The following is a 22,593-nucleotide window of genomic DNA, read 5'->3' on the forward strand; positions in this document are numbered from 1 at the left end:
ACAGATTTTTTTGACTTATTTGAGTTACGTATTTTTTATACTGTTATATGTTTGGTTTCTCTATTGTCCCTTTTTTCATAGGAAGACCGCTCGCATGCAAGCATGGAAAAATCGGGTTGCAATATGAGTCATTCCTGAAAATTCAAAATTCTCATGCCTTCAGTTCCAGTAATTGCGAATTTGAGAAAATGCGTCAAAAAGGAACATGAATTCAATTCAGTAACTTTAGCTTGTAAAGAGAACTACAGTTGTATAATAAAAATATAGAAAATTTGCTAACAGGAACAACTTTTATCTGCTCTCTTTGAAAACAATTTTTCCGGTATGCCTGAAATTTTACGTGCATACCGGAATCTTTTTTTCAGCTTATTTTAACCCTTTAGCTTATTTTAACCCTTTAGCTTATTTTAACCCTTTAGCTTATTTTAACCCTTTAGACCTCATCGGGCTCTGGAACATACCAGTTTTCATTTTCATTTTTCTCATCTTCTTCGGGTTCAGGAATATACCAGTATCCTGTATCTTCAGAAGACCCAGCATTATACTCATCAGTGTCTTTATATTTCTCCCCAGATGCAGAGGAATTATTGTTTAGCTGCTGAGAAATTTCAGTTATGTTTATGCTGGCGTTCTCTAAAATATTTTCCTCTCCACCATACCATCTCGAGGGCAGCGGATAGTTGATGTCGCCTCTATATGTTTCGGGAATGAAGATACGGGTTCCCCTGTTCTGAAGGGCTGCTACAAAGCCAGGGTCCATGGCATCAAGTCTTGCCTTGCATATCGAAGCTTCATCGTAATCCTTTATGCGGTAGTGGGCAAAACGCTTATTATAAAGGGCAGAAGGCGAATTGGGATTTATTGCAAGAGCACTGTCATAGGAGTTAACCGACTCATTAACCTCTCCCATTACATTGTGCAGATATCCCTTATTATACCATGCCGTTATGCAGTCCGGCTTTAACTGCACTGTTTTATTAAAGCAATCAAGAGCGGCATTGTTACTGCTTATTGCGAAATAAGCGCACCCTTTGAAATACCAGGCTGCGGCGTTGTCTGGAGAGTGTTCGAGGGCTTTGTCATAGCTGGCAATTGCTTCCTGATATCTCTCCATTTTAGAGAACGCAAAACCCTTGTTATTAATCGCATCAACATTTTTCGGGTCCAGCGTAAGAATTTGATCATAACAGGCAATTGCTGCTTCGAAATTTCCCGCAGCTTCCAGAGCCTTGCCTTGCCGGTACATTATCTCTCTGTTTTCAGGCGTAATCTTGAGAATCTCCCCATATGTTGAAGAGGCTTCCTCATACTTGCCAAGTTCTTCAAACAAAGAGGCTTTCTCAGCCAGAACCTTCGAATTGGTAGGATCAAGCTCCATGATTCTATCATAATCTTCAAGAGCCTCTTCCTGCCTTTCGGATCTGGCTAAAGCAAAAGCTCTACCTTCCAGAGCCTCTATGTTTTCAGGCTCAAGTTCAAGAAGAGGATTGAAACAGGCGACTGCTTCCTCATACCTACCGAGGCTTACAAGGGCAAGAGATTTACCCTGGAGAGCTTCAGGATCACTGGAGTTAAGAGCAAGTAATTGATCATAGTAAGCAACTGCTTCTTCAGACCTTCCAAGATTACTCGAGGTAGAAGCTATACCATACCAGGCATTACTCGACTGCGGGTCAATGTCCAGGGCTTTTTTATAACACTCCAGAGCTTCTTCGCTCCGTCCGAGTTTGTCAAGGGCAGAGCCTTTCTCATACCAGGCTTCAGTGCGTACAGGATTAATTGCAAGAGCCATGTCGTAAGAATAAAGCGCGTCCTCATACATCTCAAGTTTGCTGTAGGTTGAAGCTTTGCCGTACCATGCTGCATCGTAACCGAATTCCGGATTCAGGTCGTTAAAGTTTCCTGAAAAGTCCGAGCTGTTTTCAGAACTTAAGTACTTGTAGCCCTGAAGGTAAGTCCAGAAACCTCCTGAAATTGCCTTCTGTGGGCTGACATCCATACTTTTACCTTCAACTGTTCTGGAGGTCGAGTTTCCAGATAACAATTCCATATTCTTGTTCAATCTGAAACGGGCAATAGAATACCCTGAATTTATCTGGAGAGCCTGACTGTAACAGTCTGAAGCTTCCTGGTATCTTTCGAGCTGATCAAGGAGAAGACCTTTGTTGTACCAGATTTCGGCACTATCAGGGGCAACGGCAAGAACTCTGTCATAACACTCCAGAGCTCCTTCGTATTCTCCTGTTTTTACCAGGGCAAAAGCTTTACCGTACCATGCAAGCGTGTAATTTTCATCAAGATCAATGGCTTCGTTATAACTTTTTACAGCATCTTTGTACTGCTCAAGTTTTGAAGAATCATAGCCTTTTTTATACCAGACTTTGGCATATCCGGAATCCAGTTTAAGGGCTTTATCGTAGCAATCAGCAGCTTCTGCATATCTGTTAAGTCTGTCAAGGTCCTGACCCTTCATGTACCAGACCGTTGCATGTCCTGATTCGGTTTCAAGAATCCGATCATAACATTCAAGGGCAGACTCATAATTCTCAAGCTTGTCAAAAGCCAGTCCTTTATCATACCATATTTTAATTGCAGGGGATTTAAACTCGGGAGTTTCAGAGTAACTGGCAAGTGAAGAGTCGTAAGCATTAAGCTTTTCGAGAAGACCCTCGCCAGCTTCCTCTACCTCAACTCCCACATTAGGATTAAGGGCTCTATCATAGCAGACTATTGCAGCGTCGTATTCTCCCATCTCATTAAGCACGGAACCTTTGCCGTACCATGCCTCGGTGTTGTCAGGGCTGTAAACAAGTATCTCATCATAGCAATGCAAAGCCTCTTCATTTCTACCAAGCTGTTCAAGGCAGGATCCTTTCTTCTGCAGGGCATTAAGGTTTTCAGGCTCTGAAAGGAGGACAAATTCATAACAGGTCAGGGCATCCTGATACATTTCCATCCTTTCAAGGTCTACACCTTTATTATACCAGGCCTCTACAAGGTCAGGATTAAGGGAGATAGCCTGGTCGTAACACTGTATTGCAGCTTCATAATCTCCTGACATATCATACATTGTTCCTTTCTGAGTCAGGAGTTCAAAATTGTCAGGAGTAATATTAAGAGCCATCTCAAAACAGCTCATTGCTTCTTCGTAATTCTCAAGTCCTGCGTAAGCTTTTCCCTGCATTTGCAGAGTTTCGGAAGAGTTGGAGCCGAGTTCAATTGATCTCTCATAAGAGGCTAAAGCCTCCTGATCAAGACTGAGTTTCTCAGAAGCAATTGCTTTCTGGAACCAGACTCTGGAAAGGTAGTTATCCATAGCGAGACTTTTTTCGTAAGAGTTGATAGCCTCTACATAATTTTGTGTCTTAAGCTGCTCATTACCCTTTTCATACCAGACGCCGTAAGAAACCGGGAAGGTTTCGATAGCCCTGTCATAGCAGACAATTGATTCTTCGTATCTCTCCAGAGCGGCCAGAGCACATCCTTTTCCATACCATGCCATCGATGAGTTAGAGTCCATTTTAAGTGCATCTTCAAAGCATCCTATAGAAAGCTCATATTCTTTGAGAGAATAGAGATTATTGCCTTTACTTAACAGGCCTTCTACAGAAGCCGGACGCTGCGCAAGTACCTCTTCAAGAGTGGGAGCAACAGGTACGTTATCTTCTACAATATTCTTCTGGCTTTCAGCCGCTCCTGCTGCAGGTAAAAAACCTGAGGTAAAAGATAAAACAAAGGCCAGAAGAATGAAAGAACAAATGATCAAATAAATTTTTTGAATTGAGCTCATTAAATACCCCGATTTATTCTAATGAGTTCCTGCGAAAAATTTTTATAAGCAGTCTGTCAGTAGTCTATTAGTTATCAGTATAATTTAAAGTCACTCTGATATGTAATTTCTTAAACAATGTAAACGAGAACATTCAGATATAAAAGTAACGAAATAAATTTCTTTTGCTCCCCCCATAGATAATTGTCCAGCCTGGGCCTAATTTCGTCCTATAATCTCCCAGCAAATACTCATTTAATTTGAGGAGTTCCTTCCTTATATAATTTATGCAGTTTGGGTCGAAATTATCCGGATTATATAATGGTTATCATATTTTTACTATTTTTATAAAACTCTTATAAGGCTCTCATATGACTGTTAAATTCTCATCTTATTGTTATATTTCTCAGAATGTTCTATTCACAGGAAACATTAAATTTATTAAAGTTAGTTATAATGCTTACTGTTTACGGTTAAGTTCCAGTACATTGCAAGTTTTTTATTATGGGAAATTATAATTCTCTTATTTTGCCCGGAGCAATTAGTATTGTTATTAAAACAGCAAAAACCTTTTCAGTATAACATCATTAAAATATGTTTAAAGTATTATGTTTAAAGTATTATGCTTAAAGTATTATGCGTAAAGTATATACCTCAATATTTCTTATTGCAGAAGTATGCAGAAAGAAGACCTGGATTTTTTCCGGAAATGGTTTTTCGAGTATGTAAATAGATTCTTTTCTCCTGACCCTCTTATTAAGGAAAATATTGAGCTAAAGATAGAACACACAGGGAGAGTTTGTGAAAATATCCTTTTACTTGCAAAGTCTGAGAAGATAAGCGAAAAGGAGTGCATGCTTGCTGAGACAATAGCCCTGTTTCATGACCTGGGACGTTTTGAGCAGTTCATGAAATATAAAACGTTTAGAGATTCTGAATCGGAAAACCATGCCTTGCTGGGCATAAGAATTCTGAATGAGGAAAGGGTTCTCTCCCGTCTTTCAGGAGAAGAAGAAGACATCATCCTGAAAGCTGTAGAATATCATAACCTGATGGAGATTCCGGAGTATATAAAAACCTTCAGTAAACTTTATTTTTACTCAAAGCTGATACGGGATGCAGATAAAATTGATATCCTGAGGCTTGCCAGCGAAGAATATTTGGAAGAAGGAAAACACCGGAATCCGGCGCTTGAACTATATCTGCCAGATACCCTGGGGTATTCGGAGCCTATAGTATCAGAGATCTTGGGTAACAGAATGGCAAAAATTGGGGATATGAAAAATAGAAATGATGTGAAACTTCTTCGTCTTAGCTGGATTTTTGATATTAATTTTCCAGTAACTTTTTTCCTTCTTAAAGAGTACGGATATCTGGAGTCAATTATGTCCTGCCTGCCTGATACAAAAGAAACGGGCATTTTAAGGCGGCATTTTGAATACTATTTGAATTCAATAGAGTCAGGGGCCAAGAAGTAACAATGTGCCTTAAAACCGGAAGTTAAGTCTTAAATAAGCCGGTTTCTAAAAAGCCCCTTCGAAATATATTGCCTGCAGAGATATTTGAGATATGTTATCGTATTGAAATCTATATAATTGAATATGCTCAGTATAATATTGGTCAAAGCATTGTTGGCCGAAATAATATTGTTTGAAGTATCAATGGTTGAGTATTCTGGTTGAACTATTACTGGTCGAAATATATTGATTGAAATTCCACCAGTTGCAGTAATATTGTTTAAAGTAATATTGTTTAAAGTAATATTGTTTAAAGTAATATTGTTTAAAGTATCATTGGTCAAATTGGCACTGGTTGAAGTATCTCACTCGATATATTTCCTGCGATTTTCATTTCCCAGGCTGCGCCGGTAATCTGAGCGTATCTGGTTTCTTAACTGTTTTTCAAGTATTAACTCAAGAGAGTCCTTTCCAGTTTCTTCCTGCTTACACGATCCTTCTTCTTTTACGTCGAATGCAGTTTTATTTTTGTCAACCCTGCAGTTAACCGCCCTGAGTCCGGAAGGCTGGTCAATGAATTCCACTTCAATTTCAAGAAGGCTGCGCAGCCTGGGACACAGGGCTTCCATACCCGGGTTCTCCGTGGCATAATGGGTTGCATCAATCAGGCAAAGATCTTCGTATGCCCGGAGAATATCATGCTTGAGCTCTGATGAGATAAATGCGTCAACTCCATTTTTCCTGGCGATTTCAAGGTATTCATTTCGAAAGCCGCTACCTCCTACAACCATTACCTTTTTGATTTCCTGCTTTTCCCCTGAGTACATGACAGGGGCCTGCAGGCAATCCGAAACATGGGCTGCCAGTTCAGCTGAAGAGCAGTATTCAATTTCCCCTATCCTGCCTGTTTCTACAGCCCTGGTATTTTTGAGTCTCAGACGGGCGGCAAGAGCATCATTGATCCCTCCTTCGGCTCGATCGTAATTAGTGTGCATGCTGTAAAGGGATATCCCGTTTTCAAGAGCAATTTTAAGGGAAGATGCCAGGGATTTTGAAATCATATTTACTGGATGAAAGATAAGAGTGTGATGGGTAATGAGTATTTCCGCTCCAATTTCTGCAGCTTTTTTAAGGGTATATGAGTTTGCATCCAGGGCGACCGCAACCCTGTTTACGTCATCTTTAAGACCGAGGACCAGCCCGATCTTGCCCTTATCAAAGTCATCCGCAAGCTCAGCTGGAGCTATCTTTTCAAGAACCTGCACAATTTTCATAAGCTTCATGGAAAAAATCTCCGCAGACCGGGAAAGTTAAAATTACTGGTTTTCTCCGGCTAAATCCAGATTAAGCGTTTATAACATTTAATTCCAGCCCTTACTGAAATGTCAGTTATGGAGATTATCCCAAAAGCTATTTTATTCTTAATTATCTGACTTTTCTGACTAATTATTGTGACCATTGGTTTGATTCATGCCTCTAAACTCGGTCCTGTTTAGGTCCTGACAGACTTTTCTGTTAATCTTACCCTATGGCTTTTTTCTTCTTCTTTACTTCAAGCAGGATCAAGGACTATTCCATTCTCAAGAATATAGCTTTTTCAGGACGTTTGCTAAAACATTAGCAAAAATTAAAATAGAATATATGAAGATATTTTATAGGGATTTGGATAATTTATTTTTAAGAGATAAATTCTTTGAAAAAAATTAAGGAAATTTGAATATTTCAAAAACCATAAGAATAAAAATGAAAATACTGCCAAAAAGCGATAAAGTTTATATTTATAAAAATAATACTGGAAATACAGATCTGAATATAATTTGTTCATGCGGGGTATGCTGGGGGCGAAAATAATACTCTATAAAACTATAATTTGACTGTAGTTACCTATAATCTCTAAAAAATATATCTTTATATTATCACAATATTTTGTAAGTCATAATTTAGTGAGCTATAAATTTCACAAAAGTGCAAAATGCACGTTTCCGGTTCCCCGGATTTGTTGTAAACAGCATCAAAATCAAGGAAGGTAACCATGGCTAAAAGAATTGCACTGATTGCATTAATTGCCGTTTTTATCTTTTCCGTCCTTTCAATTACTGCTTTCGCGGCAGATGAAGTGGAGTGGGTGGAGAAAAAGGACGCGGCAAAACTTTACTGGGGAAATACAATAACCGTAGAAGGTTATGAAATAAAAGCAGAAGATTTCAACGAAAACAAGATGGTGTTCGTTTCGATTTCAAAAGATGGGGAAAAATTAAAGACTTCTCCTCTTACAGCAGGGCTGGAGTTCGCATATAATGATGAGATAAAAGTTTACGCCCAGAATGTGGAACCAAACTACGAAATTATCACCAAAGATGGAAAGGAATTCAAGACCGGAAATTGGAATCCATATGCTGAACTGGATATTCTTGTAAGAGGAAAACCAAGTTTTGACATAGATGTCGAAACTAAAAAAGATACTTACGATTCTAAATTAACAGGTGATAGCAGAATAGATGTAACGATAAAAGTTAAAAATGATGGGGAAGCAAAAGCTGAAAACGTTATGCTGACTGTCGATACAGCCGGGCTGGAAGTACTTAGTGGAAAAACGAAATATACATACACAAAGATCCTGAAAGATGAGACTGTTGAGTCAATTAATCTTACGCTCAAAGCGCCCACTCCCTGGGAAGACACAGATTTTAATATAACTGCAAAAACTACATGCGTAGACATCAAAGATAAGAAGTATGAACATGTAGGTTCCAAAATCATAAAAATCGAAAAAAAATGGGACCTTATTGTCTCAAAAAGTTTCACAAAAGAACGTCATATGGGAGAGCCTGTTTATGTTTCTGTCACTGTCAGGAACAGAGGAATCTGTGATATAAATAATATCGTACTTAAAGATTCTATCATTTCCAATATGCACCTTCAAAAAGACACGGAGCTTGATAAGACACTTTCTCTGAAGTCCGGAGAAATAGCTGAGGATGTTTTTAAGTACACCCTTATTCCCGAAAGGCCGGGGGAATTCACATTTCCGAAAACCGTAGCTACTTTCACCCTTTCAAATGGACAGAGTGAAAAAGTCGATTCCGATGATTCGGAAAAGATAAAAATTTACGGGCCCTATATTGAAATTACGAAAACTGTTGACAAGCAGCAGCTAAACTCTGGAGACGAACTGACTGTAACGGTCACCACAAAGAACACAGGAAACGTTGATGCAAGTGTAACAGTAACCGATACCATACCTTCCGAAGCTAAACTTATAAGTGGGGAAACGAGTTTCAAGCAGGTCCTTGGAAGCGGCGGCGGTTCAAAGACAATCACTTACATCCTGCAGATGCATAAAGAAGGGGAAATCAAGATTCCTGCCTGTAAAGCAACTTTCCTTGACCTCGATAAATATTCAGGAGAGGTCAGCTCAGAGACTCCTGTTGTTTATGTCGGAACGCCGATGACACTTGAAGGAAGCAGCGCACAACCGGAAGGGTCAACCGAGTCCAACCAGGAGAAAAATGAACCTTCGAGCCAGGCGAATACAGGCGGTACGGAAGAAGACTATGGGGATACACCGGGATTCGGTTTCTTCCTTGCAGTAGCAGGAATACTGGCGGTTACCGGGTTCATGAGGAAGAGGCGCAACTGAAAGACTAAAACATTTAAGTGTTGTTCTGGATTCTCCCGGGTTTTTCGGAGAATCCACTTTTTTGTCATCTGGCTCCTGTATTTACCAGACTGCCAGACAAGGCATATGAGGTTGTTAATTTTCCGGCATGGTTACCTTTTTTACCTGCCTGTCCTATTTTTCCTGCATCACCTGTGTAAAAAGAAGTATTTCTCATCCTGAATTGTATTATCCACAGCATCAGCTTTCTTTAATAGCATTATAGTTTCACGTGTTGTTTTATCGATTTGAGTCCAGCTACAGACCTATGCGGCACCGAAGAGAAAACTGAAAAATCTTATTTTTCGGATATTTAGGAATATTATCAACTGATTAATAAGGAGCTGCCAACAAATTAGAATCCAATTAGAATGAATCCAATTAGAATAATAGATTAATAAATTTGCAGTCCGAATGATAGAACTCTTCTATAATCGAGAATAAAGTGAGAAAATCGATGCCTTACAAAGAGATCAAAAATAAAGTATACATTCTAACAGCAAAAAAGGAATTAGATCATGAAAGAACCCCAGAACCGGCTTAAAGCAAAAACCCTGATCCTTACCCATGGAGACTCTGACGGGATATGTTCGGGGGCAATTGCAAAAAGTGCTTACCCTGATGCATATGTATACTTTACAAGCCCTGTCAGCCTTCTTGACAAATTAAACCTTATAGAAGACGTCGAAACCCTCATAATCTGTGACATTGCAATCGAAGAAAGGCACTGCTCAGAACTCCATTCAGTACTTGAGAATTTTTCGGAAAAATGCAATCTATACTACATAGACCACCACCCCCTTCCGGAAAGTTGCGGAAAAAAAGAGTGGTTTTACCATGATACGGGAGTATGTTCCTCTGAACTGACCTACAGGGTTTTTGAAGACCTTCTGAGCCAGGAAATGAGAAGAATAGCAATTTACGGGGCTATAGGTGATTTCTGCGATAATACGCCCTGTATAAAAAGTTGGGTAAAAGACTGGGACAAAAGAAGTCTCTATTTTCAGGCTGGAGCCCTGATCCAGGCAATAATTCATAAAGGAAAAGAATACAATTTTAAAAGAACCCTGCTTGAGCCTTTATCAAAGGACATGATTCCTTCAAATGTCCCTGATCTGCTTGAGCTTGCCAGGGAAGCTGCAATTAACGAAGAGAAAATCCGGCTTTTTGTGAAAGAAAATGTGGAAGTCCTGAGAAACAGCGCGTATATTGTAAATACGAATAACTCCATTTCAAAGGCAGCGATCTATGCCGCATCCTACGGACATAGGGAAGTTGGAATTGCAGCCGAGTACCACGAGAGAAAAGGTGTATATGACCTTAGCATACGTTCCCGTGGAAATGTGGACATAAATCGTATCCTTCGTTCGGTTGCACCTGAGTTTGGAGGAAGTGGCGGCGGGCACCCTGTTGCAGCAGGAGCACGCATCCCCGAAGGTTCGCTGGAGGTTTTCCTCCGGGCTTTCGATGCCAGACTCGGGGAAGTAAATGAGGTAAAACAAAATGGAAACCAGCAAGACTGCAGCTGAAAGCGGCATAAATATTGAGATTATCTTTGTAGGGCGCTCAAATGTGGGCAAGTCTTCCCTTCTCAGGGAGATCTTCGGGGCAAAAGTAAGGGTTGGAAGACGCCCGGGCGTTACCCTGCGCCCCAGACATGCCCAGGAATCGGACCTTCTTATCACGGATATGCCTGGCTTCGGCTTCATGAGCGGAGTGAAAGACCGAAAGCAAGATATTGTAAAAGACCAGACAATACGCTATCTCGAAAAAAATGCCGAAAGAATAAAAATCGGGGTCCTTGTAATCGACGGACCGACTTTTCCTGAAGTAGTCGACCGCTGGGATTCCAGGGACCAGATTCCTATCGACGTTGAAATGTTTGATTTCATGAGGGAAATCGGGATTGACACTATTGTTGCTGCAAACAAGATGGACAAAGTAAAAGCAGATGAATACGACTCTCTCCTTGACGAGGTTTCAGTGCGCCTCGGACTTGAACCTCCATGGCAAGACTGGAAGCATATCATCGCACCGATAAGTGTCAAAAAATTAGATTTGAAAGCCTTAAAGGGACTTCTCCGTGATAGGCTGCACGAAATGAAAAGGGACGACCTGTTCAAGTATGTTTGATCTGTCCTTAAACAGGTCACATCGTTTTTTACCAGTTCTTTTTTAACTCAATTATTTTTGCTTACTCTACTCATTTTTAGAACTAATAGTTGAGACAAGCCTTTCAGAGCCTTTTCAGCTGCTGGCTGTACACACGCCCGATCCGCTGGATTGTGTCTGCTTCTTCCGGGTCTTTATCGTCTCGGACGCGGATGAAGCGGGGAAAACGCAGGGCAAAGCCCGAGTCGTAGTTGGGGCTTTTCTGGATTTCCTCAAAGGCGATTTCCAGGACGACTTTCGGCCTGATTGCAAATACCCCTCCGGCTTCTCCACCTTCCATTAATCCTGAGAGTATCTCTGTAAGTTCTTTTAGCTGCTCGTCTGTAAGGCCTGTACCAACCTTGCCAACCTGCAGGAAGCGGGGAGTCTCGGGGTCATAACAGGCAATAGTATAAGAGCCGATCAGGTTTGCTCTGCGCCCGAAGCCCCATTCTGCCCCCACAATCACAAGGTCAAGAGTCTCCATGAGGGGTTTTTTCTTCAGCCAGTTTTTGCCACGCTTGCCAGGAGAATAAACAGAAACCGGGTTTTTAACCATAACACCTTCGTGCCCGGCTTTTAAGGCTTCCCTGTAAATCTTTTCCACAACCTCGAGATCTCCGGTTATCACCTGACTGGCTACACAGATGGATTTCGAGTCCTCAACAGAACTCTCCACACAGGACTCAAGCACTTTTCGCCTCTCAAGAAGAGATAGGTCAATCAGAGTTCTGCCGTTGAGGTACATAATGTCAAACAGGTTGAGCTGGATAGGAATCCCGAGAACCTTTTCCTCTACATTGTACTTGCGCCTGAAGCGCTTAAGGATTTCCTGAAAAGCCCTGGGTTTTCCGTTCTCGTCTACAGCTACAGCTTCTCCATCAAGGATTGCTGACTCAGCTCTTACATGTTTCCGGACTATGTCAACAAGGTCAGGCAGGGAATTTGTGACGTTTTCAAGCTTTCGTGAAAAAAGAGTAACTGAGTTTCCATTCTTGTGTATCTGGACTCTTGCCCCGTCGAATTTCCATTCAATTGCAACCTCTTTCATTTCCCTGATATCGGCATCTATGTCAGGGCTGATCTGCGAAAGCATCATCCTGATTGGACGGTTGATCTCGATCCCGAGGTTTTCGAGACCTTTTATTCCGTCTTTCTTAGCAGCAGCAGCCACTATGCCGAGGTCGTTTGTAACCATGAAAGAGTGTTCCACAATCTCTACAGGTACAGAAAAGGCTTTTGCAATGGCATCCCTGACAACTCCTTCCCCTACACCTATGCGGAGTTCTTCAAGTGCAAGCCTGGAAATGTATTTTGCTTCTCTCGGAGTTGAAGAGGTAAAGAGAAACTGAAGATTTTTGATTTTAACTTCCTGTGAGCCTTTTCCGGAAGCTTCGGATGCGATCTTGAAACGGTTATAAATCTCTGTTATTGAGAGCTCAGGCTGCTCTTCGAGGAAAGAAGAAAATGTCACCTGGTTTTTTCTTTTTTCCTTCAGGATAAGGAGTGCTGTATCCCCTATATCTCCAGTGGTTCGGATAAGAGATTCTATACTTTGTATGGACATTCCTGAGGCTTTAGAGAGTGAAACATAAAGCAGGCTTGTGCCAATACCGAGCTGCTCTCCACTCCAGGCAGGAAAAACCTCGCTCATTATAAAATGAGTGGCAAGAGGCAGCTCTTCAACGTCAACTTTTTTGAGGAGGTCAGCAACCTTATTTGTAGTTTCTATAGTGCTCGATGTTTTTTCAATTGCCTGGCAGGTTTCTGCAAATTCCCTGAAGCTTGTCATGGTCCACGCGGTTTTTTTAGTTTTTTGTTTTTTCGGATTCTGATCTATGAAGGCCGATTTTTCCTGTACTTATCGATTTCCGTAAATTGCAACCAGATCGCTGAGAATTGCACTTGCGGTTTCTATCGGGCCTGCGCCCTTGCCTGTGACCGTGATTTCTCCCGCAAGCTCGGTGTCTATGGAAGCTACATTAAGAGTACCTCTTACAGCAAGGGGATGGTTGATAGGTACAAGCCTTGGAGCAACATGTATTCTTTCCCTGCTGACTTCTCCTATAAGCTTGATCACATGCCCTCTTTCATAAGCCATTTCCAGAGCTTCAGGCGTGATTTTTGTAATTCCCGTAACTTCAACATCCTTATATGTTGCATCAAGCCCGAAAATTGCATTGGCAAGAATTACCAGTTTGCATGCTGTATCAATTCCTTCTACATCATACGTAGGGTCGGTTTCGGCAATTCCGAGTTCCATAGACTCGGCAAGAATATCCTTATAACTTGCCCTTTCCTCGAGCATTCTGGTGAGGATATAGTTACATGTCCCGTTAAGAATCCCTTTAATGCTTCTGAGATTATTTCCTGCAAGGACTTCATTTGCCAGGTTAATAATGGGCATGGAGCCGCCGACAGTAGCTTCAAACCTGAAGTTCGATCCGGCTGTTTTTGCAGCTTCCATCAGTTCTCCGTACTTCAGGGTAAGAGGTCCTTTATTGGAGGTAACAACATCTTTGCCGGTTTCGAAGGCTGCGAACATATTCTGAAGCCCTGCTCCTCCCGTTACGATATTTGTAGGAGTGGTTTCTATTACCAGTTCATGGTCTACGGACCGGATAACCTCAACGCCTGTGAGTTTTTCTATGGCAACCGTGCCTCCTGTCCTCTTGCGGGCAAGACAGTCAGCCAGGTCCACTCCTTCAGGATTAATAGTAGCCCCTTTAGAATCCACAACTGCAACTACTAGAACTTCCAGCCCGATACTTTTCAGGTACTCTTTTTTCATAAGAAGTACCTCGGCTACACCCTGTCCAATTGCACCAAATCCTAAAATAGAACAGCGCACTGTTTTCATGTTTTCAAATCTCCTATGTTTTTTCAGGCGTGGATGTCTATTGGAAGGACCATAAGCAGGTCTTTTTTTACCGAGACTTCTTTCAGGATATCAAGCGCCTTTTGCAGATCCTCTTTACCTACAGCATCGATTCTGATCAGAGCTGAAGAAAGAAGATTAATACCTGGCATGCATAGCGAAAGGTCGACTACCTCCGCAAACCCTGTCTTGTCAATCTCATCAATCGTGTCCTGGATCCCTGTGTGAACCACGTGCCCTATAAGAACCACATTTATGCTCTCTCTGAAACGCTGTTCCCCAACCCTTACAACCCTTATCCCGTTTTCCTCAAGCTTTGCTTTTATTGCTACTATGTTCTCGGGTTTTGTCTCGAGTACAAGCTGTACAGGCACTGTTTTTCTTGGGGTCCGTTTCTGGTGGTGGTGTAAAACAGTTATCAGGTTAGCTTTGAATTCCGAAAGAGGCTGGAGGGCTAAAAGCATCTGCCCGGGCACATCTTTTAATTCAATGTCCATGGAAACTCGCATACTGTCCCTCATGCAATTTATAATAATTCGATATGAAATCTAAATATGAACTCTAAGTAAGATATGAAGTCTTGGTAATAATGTCTCAATTTAATAAATGTATTAATTTAATAGACATATCAAATTAATAAACATATCAAATTAATAAACATATCAAATTAATAAACATATCAAATTAATAAACATATCAAATTAATAAACATATCAAATCAATAAGTGTATCAAATTAATATCCAGTAGTCTTATCCAATCAGCTTACTGTCAAGGTTATACTAATATATCAGCGTATGGACACCGGCTCAATTAAAGTACACCAAGGAGTATTATGGGCCGGATCTTTCAAACTTTTATTAATCTTTCCTGTTGCTTAGTAGATGAATTCAGTTATATAGTTTGCTATCTGCGGTGTTTGCTATTTGTGGTTTTTCAAAAATGTAAAGTAAAGCATCATTTTATTATTAAATTATTGTGAAGTGCCGTTTTCTCCCGACTCCTTTCTGCTCTGAGATTCCGTCTGCTTGATGGCCTCTCCATCGGGAATACGGATAATGTTTCCTCTGCCCCTTTTGAACTTTTCAACCAATCCGCGTTCTTCAAGATCCGAAAGCATAAGGCTTACTTTGGATTCCGAGTAAGGAGACTTTTTACGGAGTTCTCTCTGAGTAATTCGGTTTCCGTTAGCTCGAATCAGGTCCATAATCTCTTTAAGATCTTCAGGGAGGCTTGCTTCAGGGCTTTCCAGACCGACAGGACTTAACAAATTAAATTCCTCTTCAGATAAGGGATTTTCAGGTGAGGGATTTTTAGATGAGGTATTTTCAGATGAGGTATTTTCAGATGAGGGACTTATAGATATCTCTGATTCTTCTGGCAGCTTTACATTTTGCTGTACAGACATCTCTGTCTCAAAAATATCTCCAGTCCGCTGTTCGACTGTAAGGGGTGCAGGAGGCTCATAATTTGTCTCTGAGACTTCTTCAATCGAACCAACTTCACCGGGTTCTGTATATCCAGATATCTTTGACACGATTGTGATATTTTCAGACCCTAGTGTATCTGGCCCGGGCGAATTTAGATTTTCCATTTCTCCTGGAAAACCTGTTGCCTTTTCAGGAGGGTCTCTTTTTCCTTTTTTCACGAAATAACCAGCCAGTAGAAGTATACAGAGCGCAAATAAAGCAAAGATTAAGACCGTATTTTGCGAGCGTTCATGGGATTGGGGCTCTGCCTCCTCAAGATCCAGGTCAACAGTTTCTAAATCGTTCCCCTGATCGAGAAGCTCTTCCTGATATGTAGGGAAAAGTAAAAGGTCATGAACGTATTCCCCTTCTTCGGAAACTATAACTTCTTCTTCAGCCGTATAAACCAGCGTATTATCTTCAAAATAATTGGCAGTTATAAGGTAGGTTCCCGGAGTAAGGTTAAAAGAGTATTCAGCATCCGTTGCAACAAGGGACTGTTCCGGAGTAGAGTTGATCTCAACTATTGAGTTTTCTAGGGGTTTGAAGCTGTACCACTCATACACGGTCCCGTGAATCGTCGCCGCAAGTACGTTCCCTTGAACGCACACTAGGAAAAAGACTACACAGGTGATCTTGCAGAGCTGTCTAAAATTCACGCAGCTTTAAAGGGGTTTTTAGCATAAATCTTTTCCTTTTCCTTGCCAGAGGTTCAAAAGTGCTGAAGGCAAATTAAAGTTTTATCAAGAAATCGAAGATCTTATCAAGCTTGGAAGTCCGTATATTGTCATTAACCAGCCTTATTCCGAAAAGTATGCTTATATTCCCCTATCATAATATGGACAGTATCTTAACTTGCCAAAAGGAGGCAGTCAGATGAAAAAATCAAGAATTGTTCGATATCTGGCTTATGTTACATTTATATTAATATTATTTTGCGTACTGCCTGGAGGATCACTCGCTACCAGAGACTCGTCAGGGCATGGAAACGGGGTTCAGTATGCAGGCGAGAATATTACAGATTCAGTAACAGATATAGGTTCAGAAAAAGATCCGGAAAATTACAAAAAAAATAATGTAGAGGGCGCTAACGGCACTGATAATTCCTATTCTGAAAATATGCAGGATCAAGACGGAATCCTGACAAAGGATCAAGATAGGATTTCTGCGTATAAGTTTGAAAGAAAACAGATACAGGAAAAACTCCAGTTGCAGAAGGAAGAATACCGGGAAGCAAAAGGTGATTTCCTTAAGGTAAGAAATCAAATTAAGGCAGGAAATCTTGATCCCAATTCCGAAGAAGCTGTAAATGCAACGAGACTCTACCTTAACTCAAGTATTAGTTATATGGTAATCCACCTGGAAAACGTAAAAACGAACATGCAGTACTCAAACGGCAATGGCACAGAAGAAAGAATTGCTGCCATAGACGAAAATATTAAACTGCTTGAGGCTGAACAGGCAGAAGTTGCAAGTGCTTCCAGCCAGCAAGAATTTGCAATTGCGGTCAGGTCAGTACGTGGTGTATGGGATAATGCGCAGAAGATCAGCCTGACAAGTGCAGGACAAACAGTTAGCCAGAAAGTAGGAGAATTCCTCGATAAATCCGGGAAGCTATCAGAAAAACTCGAGGCTGACATTGAGAGTCTGAATGAGACTGGTGTTAACACAGCTCAGCTTGCTACGAGGCTTGCCAGTTATAATTTATATATAAAAGCTGCCCATGAGAAAAAAGAAGCGGCAGATTCTATTTATGAAGACGAGAACTCTACCCGGGAAAACCTGAAAGTGGCAAACAATTACCTGCGTGAATCTCTTAATAACGTCAATAAAGCAAACCAGATACTCAGAGTGATTTTCGACGAACTGAAAAAGTACAATCTCGAAGAAGTTAACGAAATTGGAGTTAAAAACAGTATAGAAACCGAACTTAATAATACAATAAGTATAAACAATACTAATAATAATTTATCTGTATAAACGGCACTTCTGTAAACGGACGAAATCTCTCCAGAAGGAGAAATAAATAACAACTCAGGGAAAAGGACTGAAAACTTCTCTGAGGACAGATTGGAGAACCAAGGAGATATAAAATGGTCAAACTCGCTCATCTGCTTATGCTGTCAGCTTTAATTGTCTGGCTTGCAGGGTCCGGTTGTGTCGGAAACGATGCATCTGAAGTGGAGGAAGCAGGAATAGTCCCAGGTATTGACGGAGCAGGGAATGGAGTACCAGATGACTCAGAGACAGGACTTACCCAGGCTGAGATTCAGGAACTTGATTCTGATATGGCCGAGCTCGAGAACCTGCTCGCAAATGCAAGCCTTGAAGACGAAATAGAAATCGAAACTGTGATTGTAAGTGCAGAAAGGTGAAAGTAGCTGAAAATAGTGAGACGGGAAAAATAGAATATGAAGTAAAATAAAATTAGGTATGATTGAAAGGTGGTCTTCACCTGAAAAAATCTTTTCTCACTCCTGTTTTCTCAAATTCGTCTTTTCAAGAATTAATAACTGATGCAATTCCTTTCATTCATTCCACTCTTTTAGCTTTGTTTATGCAGTTTTCCTTTGAAATTTTATCCCGTTTACTCATCTTTTTTCTGTCTTTTATTCAGGTTTTTTATTCAGGTTTTTTATTCAGGTTTTTATTCAGCTTACTGGCCATCTTTCTACAAACCTTTTCCGAGAGCCATATATGCCCTGCCTTAGAATTTTATAATTTATCTTCTTAAGATGGGGGACAAGCTTATATTGCGTTAATATCCGATTCGGTACCTGATATCTAAAATTCATTTTCTAAATAAAAGTGAAAAAGACAAAAATATCCACTTTCACTTAATTTTTTTATAAAAACTCAATGCAAAAGTTGAATTTTAGTATAAATGCTTTACTTCTATTTTTTAATAATTTATAGAATATAATGGGTTTTAAAGCCCTATATAGTGAATAAAATACATATAAAGCTCTAAGTTTCATATTTATCTATTAATTCTTACTTTTAAGGAAAGTATGCTTATATATTTCCCCATCCCAATAATGTAACAGTTGAATAATTTAAAGAGAGGAAGTCATATGGGAAAATTAGGGAATGTAATACGCTACGTTTCATGTTTAACTCTCCTACTTATTATCACTAGTATCTTATCGACAGCAGCTCTTGCCGGAAACGGGGCTGGGGAAGGTAATGATGCCAAGAATGGAAATAAGCTTGAAACTATCCAGAAAAAGGAATTGATTACGCAAAAGTTTCAGGACAGAAATCAAACACAGAATGGAACTCTGGAACAGGTACAGCTGCGAGAAGGAACTCAGGAAAGGACACAGTCAAAAGAACAGCTCAAGATCCAGAAAAGTAACTATCAAAGCTCGAGGAAAAACTTCCTTGCAATCCGAAAACAGCTCAGGTCAGGAAATTATGGTGAAGAAGAACTGGAAATTACAAGAGTATATCTGAACTCTAGCATCGACTATATGATAGCTCACCTTGAAAAAGTTCAGTACAACCTTGAGCAGTCAAATGGCAACGGTACGGATACCAGGATTGCTGCTATTGAAGCCAGGATCAGCCAGCTGCAGGAAGAAAAGAAAGCTATTGAAAAAGCCGAAGACCTTGAAGATTTCGCAAATGCAACCGAATCGGTGCGCGGAGTCTGGAACAATGAAAGAAATAGCACAGCAGTGGAGACAGGACAGGCTGCCGGCGAGAAGATAAATGATTTCGTTAACAAGTCCGGGGCCATTTCTAATAAACTTGAGAAAGAAATCGGAAGCCTGAATAAAACCGGTGTAAATACAACTGAACTTGAGGCAAAGCTCGCCAGTTACAATGCCCTGATGGACTCAGCCAGGGAAAATAATGAAGCAGCAAAAAAGATCTACAATAAAGAAAATGCTACCCAGGAAGAACTGCTAAAAGCAGACAACCACCTGCAAAGCGCTCTCAATGAAATAAAAGAGGCAAACCAGGACCTTAAAGAAATCTTCGGGGAACTGGAACAGTACAGAACTGAAAATGCCAGTAAAACCAGGATCAGAGATGTTCCGGGAACCGAATTAAATGACATCGGAAACACAAATAACACAAATACTAACACAGACAACAGTTCATCTGTTGGCGGCATTTCTGTGAATGGAACTGAACTCTCTCCTGAAGGAGAAACAAACACCAGCTCAGGGAACGAATCCGAAAACTCCTCTGAGGACGGGTTGGTGAATTGAGGGGGTAAAAAAAAATGGTAAAGTTCACATATATGTTTGTACTGTCAATTTTAACTTTTTGGCTTGCAGGGTCAGGTTGTATCGGAGACGACACCTCTGAAGTTGAAGAGGCAGGTATAATCCCAAACATTCCAGGAATAGAAGATGATACCTCCGCAGAACAGGGACTTACCGAAGCAGAAATTCAGGAGTTTGAAGAAAACATTACAGATCTTGAGGCCCTGCTCGAGAATTCAAGCCTTGAGGAAGAAATAGTTGTTGAAGAGCTGTAATAGTATAAGGAACTATGAAAACAAAGATCTGTAGAAAAAATCGTAAGAAGAAAGAGCTGTAAGAAGAAAAGATGCTCTCATTTGAAGAACATCTTTTCTTTATTTTTCATCTTCTGGATCTCTTCTTCCAGAGTCTCTAACCTTGACTCGAGCTCATGCATATCCTTTCTGGTAAAGACATCTGCCTTTGAGATAGCATCCTGAATCTTGTCAGATATTTTCTTTTCAAGGTCAACCCTCTGTTTTTTGCTTTCTTCAACCAGGTCCTGGACAGCTTTTTTGCCTTCTTCCCTGCTGATATCCCCTTTGTCGACCAGGTCTTTTACAAGATCATTTACTCTCTCTTCGGTCATAGCCCACAGGCCGGCCCCTATTAGCCCGAGTTTTCGAACAGATTCTTTCATATACAAAACACGCATCCTAAACTGTTAATTTGGAAATAATTAATTTGAAATGAGATATGATTTATTAAAAACTGATAATGTATTAAAAGGTAGTAATGTGTTAAAAACTGATAGTGTATTAAACTGATGATACACTAAAAATACTATTGGCTAAAAAGTACCTTTAAGTTAAAAACTCTTTACAATTCTCTGGTAATTTTCCGGCTTGCTTGAGAACGGAATGGGTTTCAGGATAGGCCCGTTATGAATAGAGGATGAGATCATGCCTGAATTTTCGTAAAGTATCACATTCCGGATTTCGCATATGATTATGAAGGTTAGTTTTTCAGGTTGGTAACAACGTAGCCTTCATACTCCTTATATGGAAAAGTAACTATTCAGTTACCATAAAATGAGCCAATTAATATCGTTTTCAATCCTCAGATTTCTCAAATTAAGATGTGGATTAAGGCTCTTAATGTTGATTATTGGGCAGCTGAATAGTTCCCTGGAAAAACAGGGTTTTATGCTCTTGATTTCTTTGGCCTGGGTGAGTGCTGATCAGAGAGGACCTGCAATCTGGATCCGGTATAAGTCTCTTCTTTTTACTCAAGTTCTTCTTGCTATAATGCTTTCACGAATATTGGCCCACCGACGTTCGCGGATTTCATCCCAATTGTTATCCTTTATCCAGGTTCGAATCCTCTCGCTTGCCTCTTCTGAATTTTTAAACCCGACATAGCTTGTAAGTTCTTCCGGTTTAAGTGCAGAAGGGGAGGCAATATACATTTTTTGCAGAACAGCCTGGTCCGGTAACGTTGACTCCCTGTCGAACTTGAAGCCAAAAACAGCGCAATCCGCACTCCCGTAATAACTGCTGACCCCCATAATTTTAATGCTTGAAAGAATTTCATCGGGATAGGTAAAAACATTATCACTACCGCCAGGATAGTTGCCTCCAAGCTCGTTGCTGACAGAACCATCCTTAAATGTAAACCACCAGGCATTCAGAATGTCTCCGGTTCGAGCTGTAACCTTCACTATCTGATTTTCTCTAGAAAGATTAAAAACTCCGCCATGAGGGGGATTTGAACTTCCTCCACTCTTATCTCCCATGCGAGATGTCTGCGTAACCCCTCCTGGGCCTCCACCGTTCGGATAAGTAACCTGACAGGCATCAATCCGGTCCCATGCCCATACTTCTACTTTTGAGATCGGTTGTTCGGGTGCTGAAGGAAGTCTAATCGTACCGCTGTTGTCAGCTGTCCCTACAGCATCAGAGTAAATTTCTCTAGACAGATATACTTCGGCAGGCGTGGAGTACTTCACAGGATCGAAATACTGCCACATATTCTTGAAATCCAGAACATTGATAGTCATTTCCCGAATATATCTGTTTACCGTATTAAAGGGTTCAGTGTAATGTTTATTGCTGGGAGCGTTTTTCTGCGTAGCCTGTAAGCCATCGTTGTAAATCTTTTCAGTGTATGCTATGTAAGAACTGATTGTGTCTGCAATTTGCTGCCGTGTATGCTGCTGTATTTCCTCTGTCCACCCCCAGCTGTTACCGTATAAAGCACCATCCCGAAGAAGACTCAGGTGCATATTCGCAAATTGCGCGAAAAGCGGCAGCAAGGGTAGTTCATAACCCTTGGACTGGAAGTGAGGGAGCTGCTGGAGAAAATCTCCAAGTGCAACATTGTATTTCTCAGATATGTATGTCTGACTCTGGGAGTTCTGTACAGCCCAAAGGTATTCATTCAGATTATTTTCCAGGCCTTCCAGATCTTCCTGAACCTGCTGGTAAACCAGTTCGCTGATTTTTTCATCTACGAGCTGTTCTACTTCGTCCTTGATTTCCGACCACACATCCTGTTGCGAATCAGGCCAAAAAATCTCTACAAGAGCACCAAGTGCAAAACCCACTCCCGGAATTTCCCCGAGAGCTGTGGATATGACCACTCTTGCTGCGTTGTTGTAATCGAGCTCATATTCTACTTGAGCAAAACATATTATGTGTTCAGGCACATCCTTTCTAGCCAAAGTTTCTTGCATAACCTGGTTTTCAGTCACTGGGATTTTCCCCCTCATATTTATTTCATATCAAGATATTTTTCCAAAACTTCTTCTGGAGCCCGCTTATTCTGGAGCCCGGTCTATCAGTATTTTGAGAGTTACAGTTTTGCAGAAACATCTTTCTAATTTTTATTCTGTTTTTCTGCAGTGTTGCATACATTAAAAAACAAAAATCAATAGTCATAGCACGTGCAACACGCCATCCCGACGAAATTTTATTGCACCATATATGAAACTATCTAATATTTTAAATTATGTTTC

At 40.7% G+C, this 22,593-nt stretch carries 17 protein-coding genes; 8 read left to right on the top strand and 9 right to left on the bottom strand.

The features are described 5' to 3' along the window. Nucleotides 1–433: 433 nt before the first annotated feature. Entirely contained in the window at nt 434–3,790 is a 3,357-nt protein-coding gene (locus FXV91_RS17305; protein ID WP_229391932.1) for a tetratricopeptide repeat protein, read from the bottom strand. 656 nt (nt 3,791–4,446) lie between these two features. Between FXV91_RS17305 and FXV91_RS17310 the strand changes: the two genes are divergently transcribed. Beyond that, the gene (locus FXV91_RS17310; protein ID WP_229391933.1) at nt 4,447–5,247 is read left to right on the top strand and encodes an HD domain-containing protein; all 801 of its coding nucleotides are present in this window, start codon (nt 4,447–4,449) and stop codon (nt 5,245–5,247) included. A gap of 344 nt (nt 5,248–5,591) precedes the next feature. On the opposite strand, the gene FXV91_RS17315 is transcribed toward FXV91_RS17310, so the two are convergent. Continuing rightward, entirely contained in the window at nt 5,592–6,509 is a 918-nt protein-coding gene (locus tag FXV91_RS17315; protein ID WP_229391936.1) for a Nif3-like dinuclear metal center hexameric protein, read from the bottom strand. Between the two features lie 749 nt (nt 6,510–7,258). Between FXV91_RS17315 and FXV91_RS17320 the strand changes: the two genes are divergently transcribed. Next, nucleotides 7,259–8,866 (top strand): BatD family protein, encoded by a 1,608-nt coding sequence (locus tag FXV91_RS17320; protein WP_229391938.1) that lies wholly within the window; start codon nt 7,259–7,261, stop codon nt 8,864–8,866. Between the two features lie 64 nt (nt 8,867–8,930). On the opposite strand, the gene FXV91_RS20025 is transcribed toward FXV91_RS17320, so the two are convergent. Further along, entirely contained in the window at nt 8,931–9,062 is a 132-nt protein-coding gene (locus FXV91_RS20025; RefSeq protein ID WP_255680686.1) for a hypothetical protein, read from the bottom strand. Between the two features lie 340 nt (nt 9,063–9,402). Here FXV91_RS20025 and FXV91_RS17325 point away from each other — a divergent pair, with 340 nt between their 5' ends. Together FXV91_RS17325 and engB are read left to right on the top strand one after the other, a co-directional pair. After that, a complete protein-coding gene (locus FXV91_RS17325; protein ID WP_229391939.1) occupies nt 9,403–10,413 on the top strand; it encodes a DHH family phosphoesterase in 1,011 nt (336 codons plus the stop codon). Further along, nucleotides 10,388–11,017: a GTP-binding protein EngB gene (engB, locus tag FXV91_RS17330; RefSeq protein ID WP_229391941.1), complete on the top strand. Its 630-nt coding sequence runs from the start codon at nt 10,388–10,390 to the stop codon at nt 11,015–11,017. Before FXV91_RS17325 ends, engB begins: the two co-directional genes overlap by 26 nt. 103 nt (nt 11,018–11,120) lie before the next feature. On the opposite strand, the gene FXV91_RS17335 is transcribed toward engB, so the two are convergent. The 4 genes from FXV91_RS17335 to FXV91_RS17350 all read right to left on the bottom strand — a co-directional run bounded on the left by FXV91_RS17335 (nt 11,121) and on the right by FXV91_RS17350 (nt 16,040). After that, the gene (locus FXV91_RS17335) at nt 11,121–12,827 is read right to left on the bottom strand and encodes an ATP-dependent DNA ligase (protein ID WP_229391942.1); all 1,707 of its coding nucleotides are present in this window, start codon (nt 12,825–12,827) and stop codon (nt 11,121–11,123) included. Nucleotides 12,828–12,896: 69 nt separating this feature from the next. Next, nucleotides 12,897–13,922, bottom strand: a complete 1,026-nt coding sequence (locus tag FXV91_RS17340; protein ID WP_255680690.1) for a homoserine dehydrogenase — start codon at nt 13,920–13,922, stop codon at nt 12,897–12,899. Then, nucleotides 13,919–14,422, bottom strand: a complete 504-nt coding sequence (locus tag FXV91_RS17345) for an amino acid-binding protein (protein WP_229391945.1) — start codon at nt 14,420–14,422, stop codon at nt 13,919–13,921. The genes FXV91_RS17340 and FXV91_RS17345 overlap by 4 nt, the downstream gene beginning before the upstream one ends. Nucleotides 14,423–14,885: 463 nt before the next feature. Then, complete coding sequence (locus tag FXV91_RS17350; RefSeq protein WP_229391946.1) at nt 14,886–16,040, bottom strand: MarR family transcriptional regulator; 1,155 nt, start codon at nt 16,038–16,040, stop codon at nt 14,886–14,888. Between the two features lie 217 nt (nt 16,041–16,257). Between FXV91_RS17350 and FXV91_RS17355 the strand changes: the two genes are divergently transcribed. The 4 genes from FXV91_RS17355 (at nt 16,258) to FXV91_RS17370 (ending at nt 19,873) form a co-directional block, all read left to right on the top strand. Then, a complete protein-coding gene (locus FXV91_RS17355) occupies nt 16,258–17,361 on the top strand; it encodes a chromosome segregation ATPase (RefSeq protein ID WP_229391947.1) in 1,104 nt (367 codons plus the stop codon). A gap of 113 nt (nt 17,362–17,474) precedes the next feature. Further along, entirely contained in the window at nt 17,475–17,756 is a 282-nt protein-coding gene (locus FXV91_RS17360) for a hypothetical protein (RefSeq protein WP_229391948.1), read from the top strand. Nucleotides 17,757–18,455: 699 nt separating this feature from the next. Beyond that, on the top strand, nt 18,456–19,601 hold the full coding sequence (locus FXV91_RS17365; RefSeq protein ID WP_229391949.1) for a hypothetical protein: 1,146 nt from the start codon (nt 18,456–18,458) through the stop codon (nt 19,599–19,601). A 14-nt stretch (nt 19,602–19,615) separates the two neighbouring features. After that, entirely contained in the window at nt 19,616–19,873 is a 258-nt protein-coding gene (locus tag FXV91_RS17370) for a hypothetical protein (RefSeq protein ID WP_229391950.1), read from the top strand. A gap of 77 nt (nt 19,874–19,950) precedes the next feature. Here FXV91_RS17370 and FXV91_RS17375 read toward each other — a convergent pair whose 3' ends face one another. Both FXV91_RS17375 and FXV91_RS17380 read right to left on the bottom strand, forming a co-directional pair. Then, the gene (locus tag FXV91_RS17375; RefSeq protein ID WP_229391952.1) at nt 19,951–20,277 is read right to left on the bottom strand and encodes a phasin family protein; all 327 of its coding nucleotides are present in this window, start codon (nt 20,275–20,277) and stop codon (nt 19,951–19,953) included. A 588-nt stretch (nt 20,278–20,865) separates the two neighbouring features. Next, entirely contained in the window at nt 20,866–22,329 is a 1,464-nt protein-coding gene (locus FXV91_RS17380) for an insecticidal delta-endotoxin Cry8Ea1 family protein (RefSeq protein WP_229391954.1), read from the bottom strand. Nucleotides 22,330–22,593: the final 264 nt, after the last annotated feature.

The organism is Methanosarcina sp. DH2, assembly GCF_020804225.1.
Lineage (GTDB): Archaea > Halobacteriota > Methanosarcinia > Methanosarcinales > Methanosarcinaceae > Methanosarcina.

What these genes read in the sequence shown, in the direction of transcription:
- FXV91_RS17305 (WP_229391932.1), bottom strand. Translation starts at nt 3,790, where the DNA reads ATGAGCTCAATTCAAAAAATTTATTTGATCATTTGTTCTTTCATTCTT.
- FXV91_RS17310 (WP_229391933.1), top strand. Translation starts at nt 4,447, where the DNA reads ATGCAGAAAGAAGACCTGGATTTTTTCCGGAAATGGTTTTTCGAGTAT.
- FXV91_RS17315 (WP_229391936.1), bottom strand. Translation starts at nt 6,509, where the DNA reads ATGAAGCTTATGAAAATTGTGCAGGTTCTTGAAAAGATAGCTCCAGCT.
- FXV91_RS17320 (WP_229391938.1), top strand. Translation starts at nt 7,259, where the DNA reads ATGGCTAAAAGAATTGCACTGATTGCATTAATTGCCGTTTTTATCTTT.
- FXV91_RS20025 (WP_255680686.1), bottom strand. Translation starts at nt 9,062, where the DNA reads ATGAGAAATACTTCTTTTTACACAGGTGATGCAGGAAAAATAGGACAG.
- FXV91_RS17325 (WP_229391939.1), top strand. Translation starts at nt 9,403, where the DNA reads ATGAAAGAACCCCAGAACCGGCTTAAAGCAAAAACCCTGATCCTTACC.
- engB (WP_229391941.1), top strand. Translation starts at nt 10,388, where the DNA reads ATGGAAACCAGCAAGACTGCAGCTGAAAGCGGCATAAATATTGAGATT.
- FXV91_RS17335 (WP_229391942.1), bottom strand. Translation starts at nt 12,827, where the DNA reads ATGACAAGCTTCAGGGAATTTGCAGAAACCTGCCAGGCAATTGAAAAA.
- FXV91_RS17345 (WP_229391945.1), bottom strand. Translation starts at nt 14,422, where the DNA reads ATGCGAGTTTCCATGGACATTGAATTAAAAGATGTGCCCGGGCAGATG.
- FXV91_RS17355 (WP_229391947.1), top strand. Translation starts at nt 16,258, where the DNA reads ATGAAAAAATCAAGAATTGTTCGATATCTGGCTTATGTTACATTTATA.
- FXV91_RS17360 (WP_229391948.1), top strand. Translation starts at nt 17,475, where the DNA reads ATGGTCAAACTCGCTCATCTGCTTATGCTGTCAGCTTTAATTGTCTGG.
- FXV91_RS17365 (WP_229391949.1), top strand. Translation starts at nt 18,456, where the DNA reads ATGGGAAAATTAGGGAATGTAATACGCTACGTTTCATGTTTAACTCTC.
- FXV91_RS17370 (WP_229391950.1), top strand. Translation starts at nt 19,616, where the DNA reads ATGGTAAAGTTCACATATATGTTTGTACTGTCAATTTTAACTTTTTGG.
- FXV91_RS17375 (WP_229391952.1), bottom strand. Translation starts at nt 20,277, where the DNA reads ATGAAAGAATCTGTTCGAAAACTCGGGCTAATAGGGGCCGGCCTGTGG.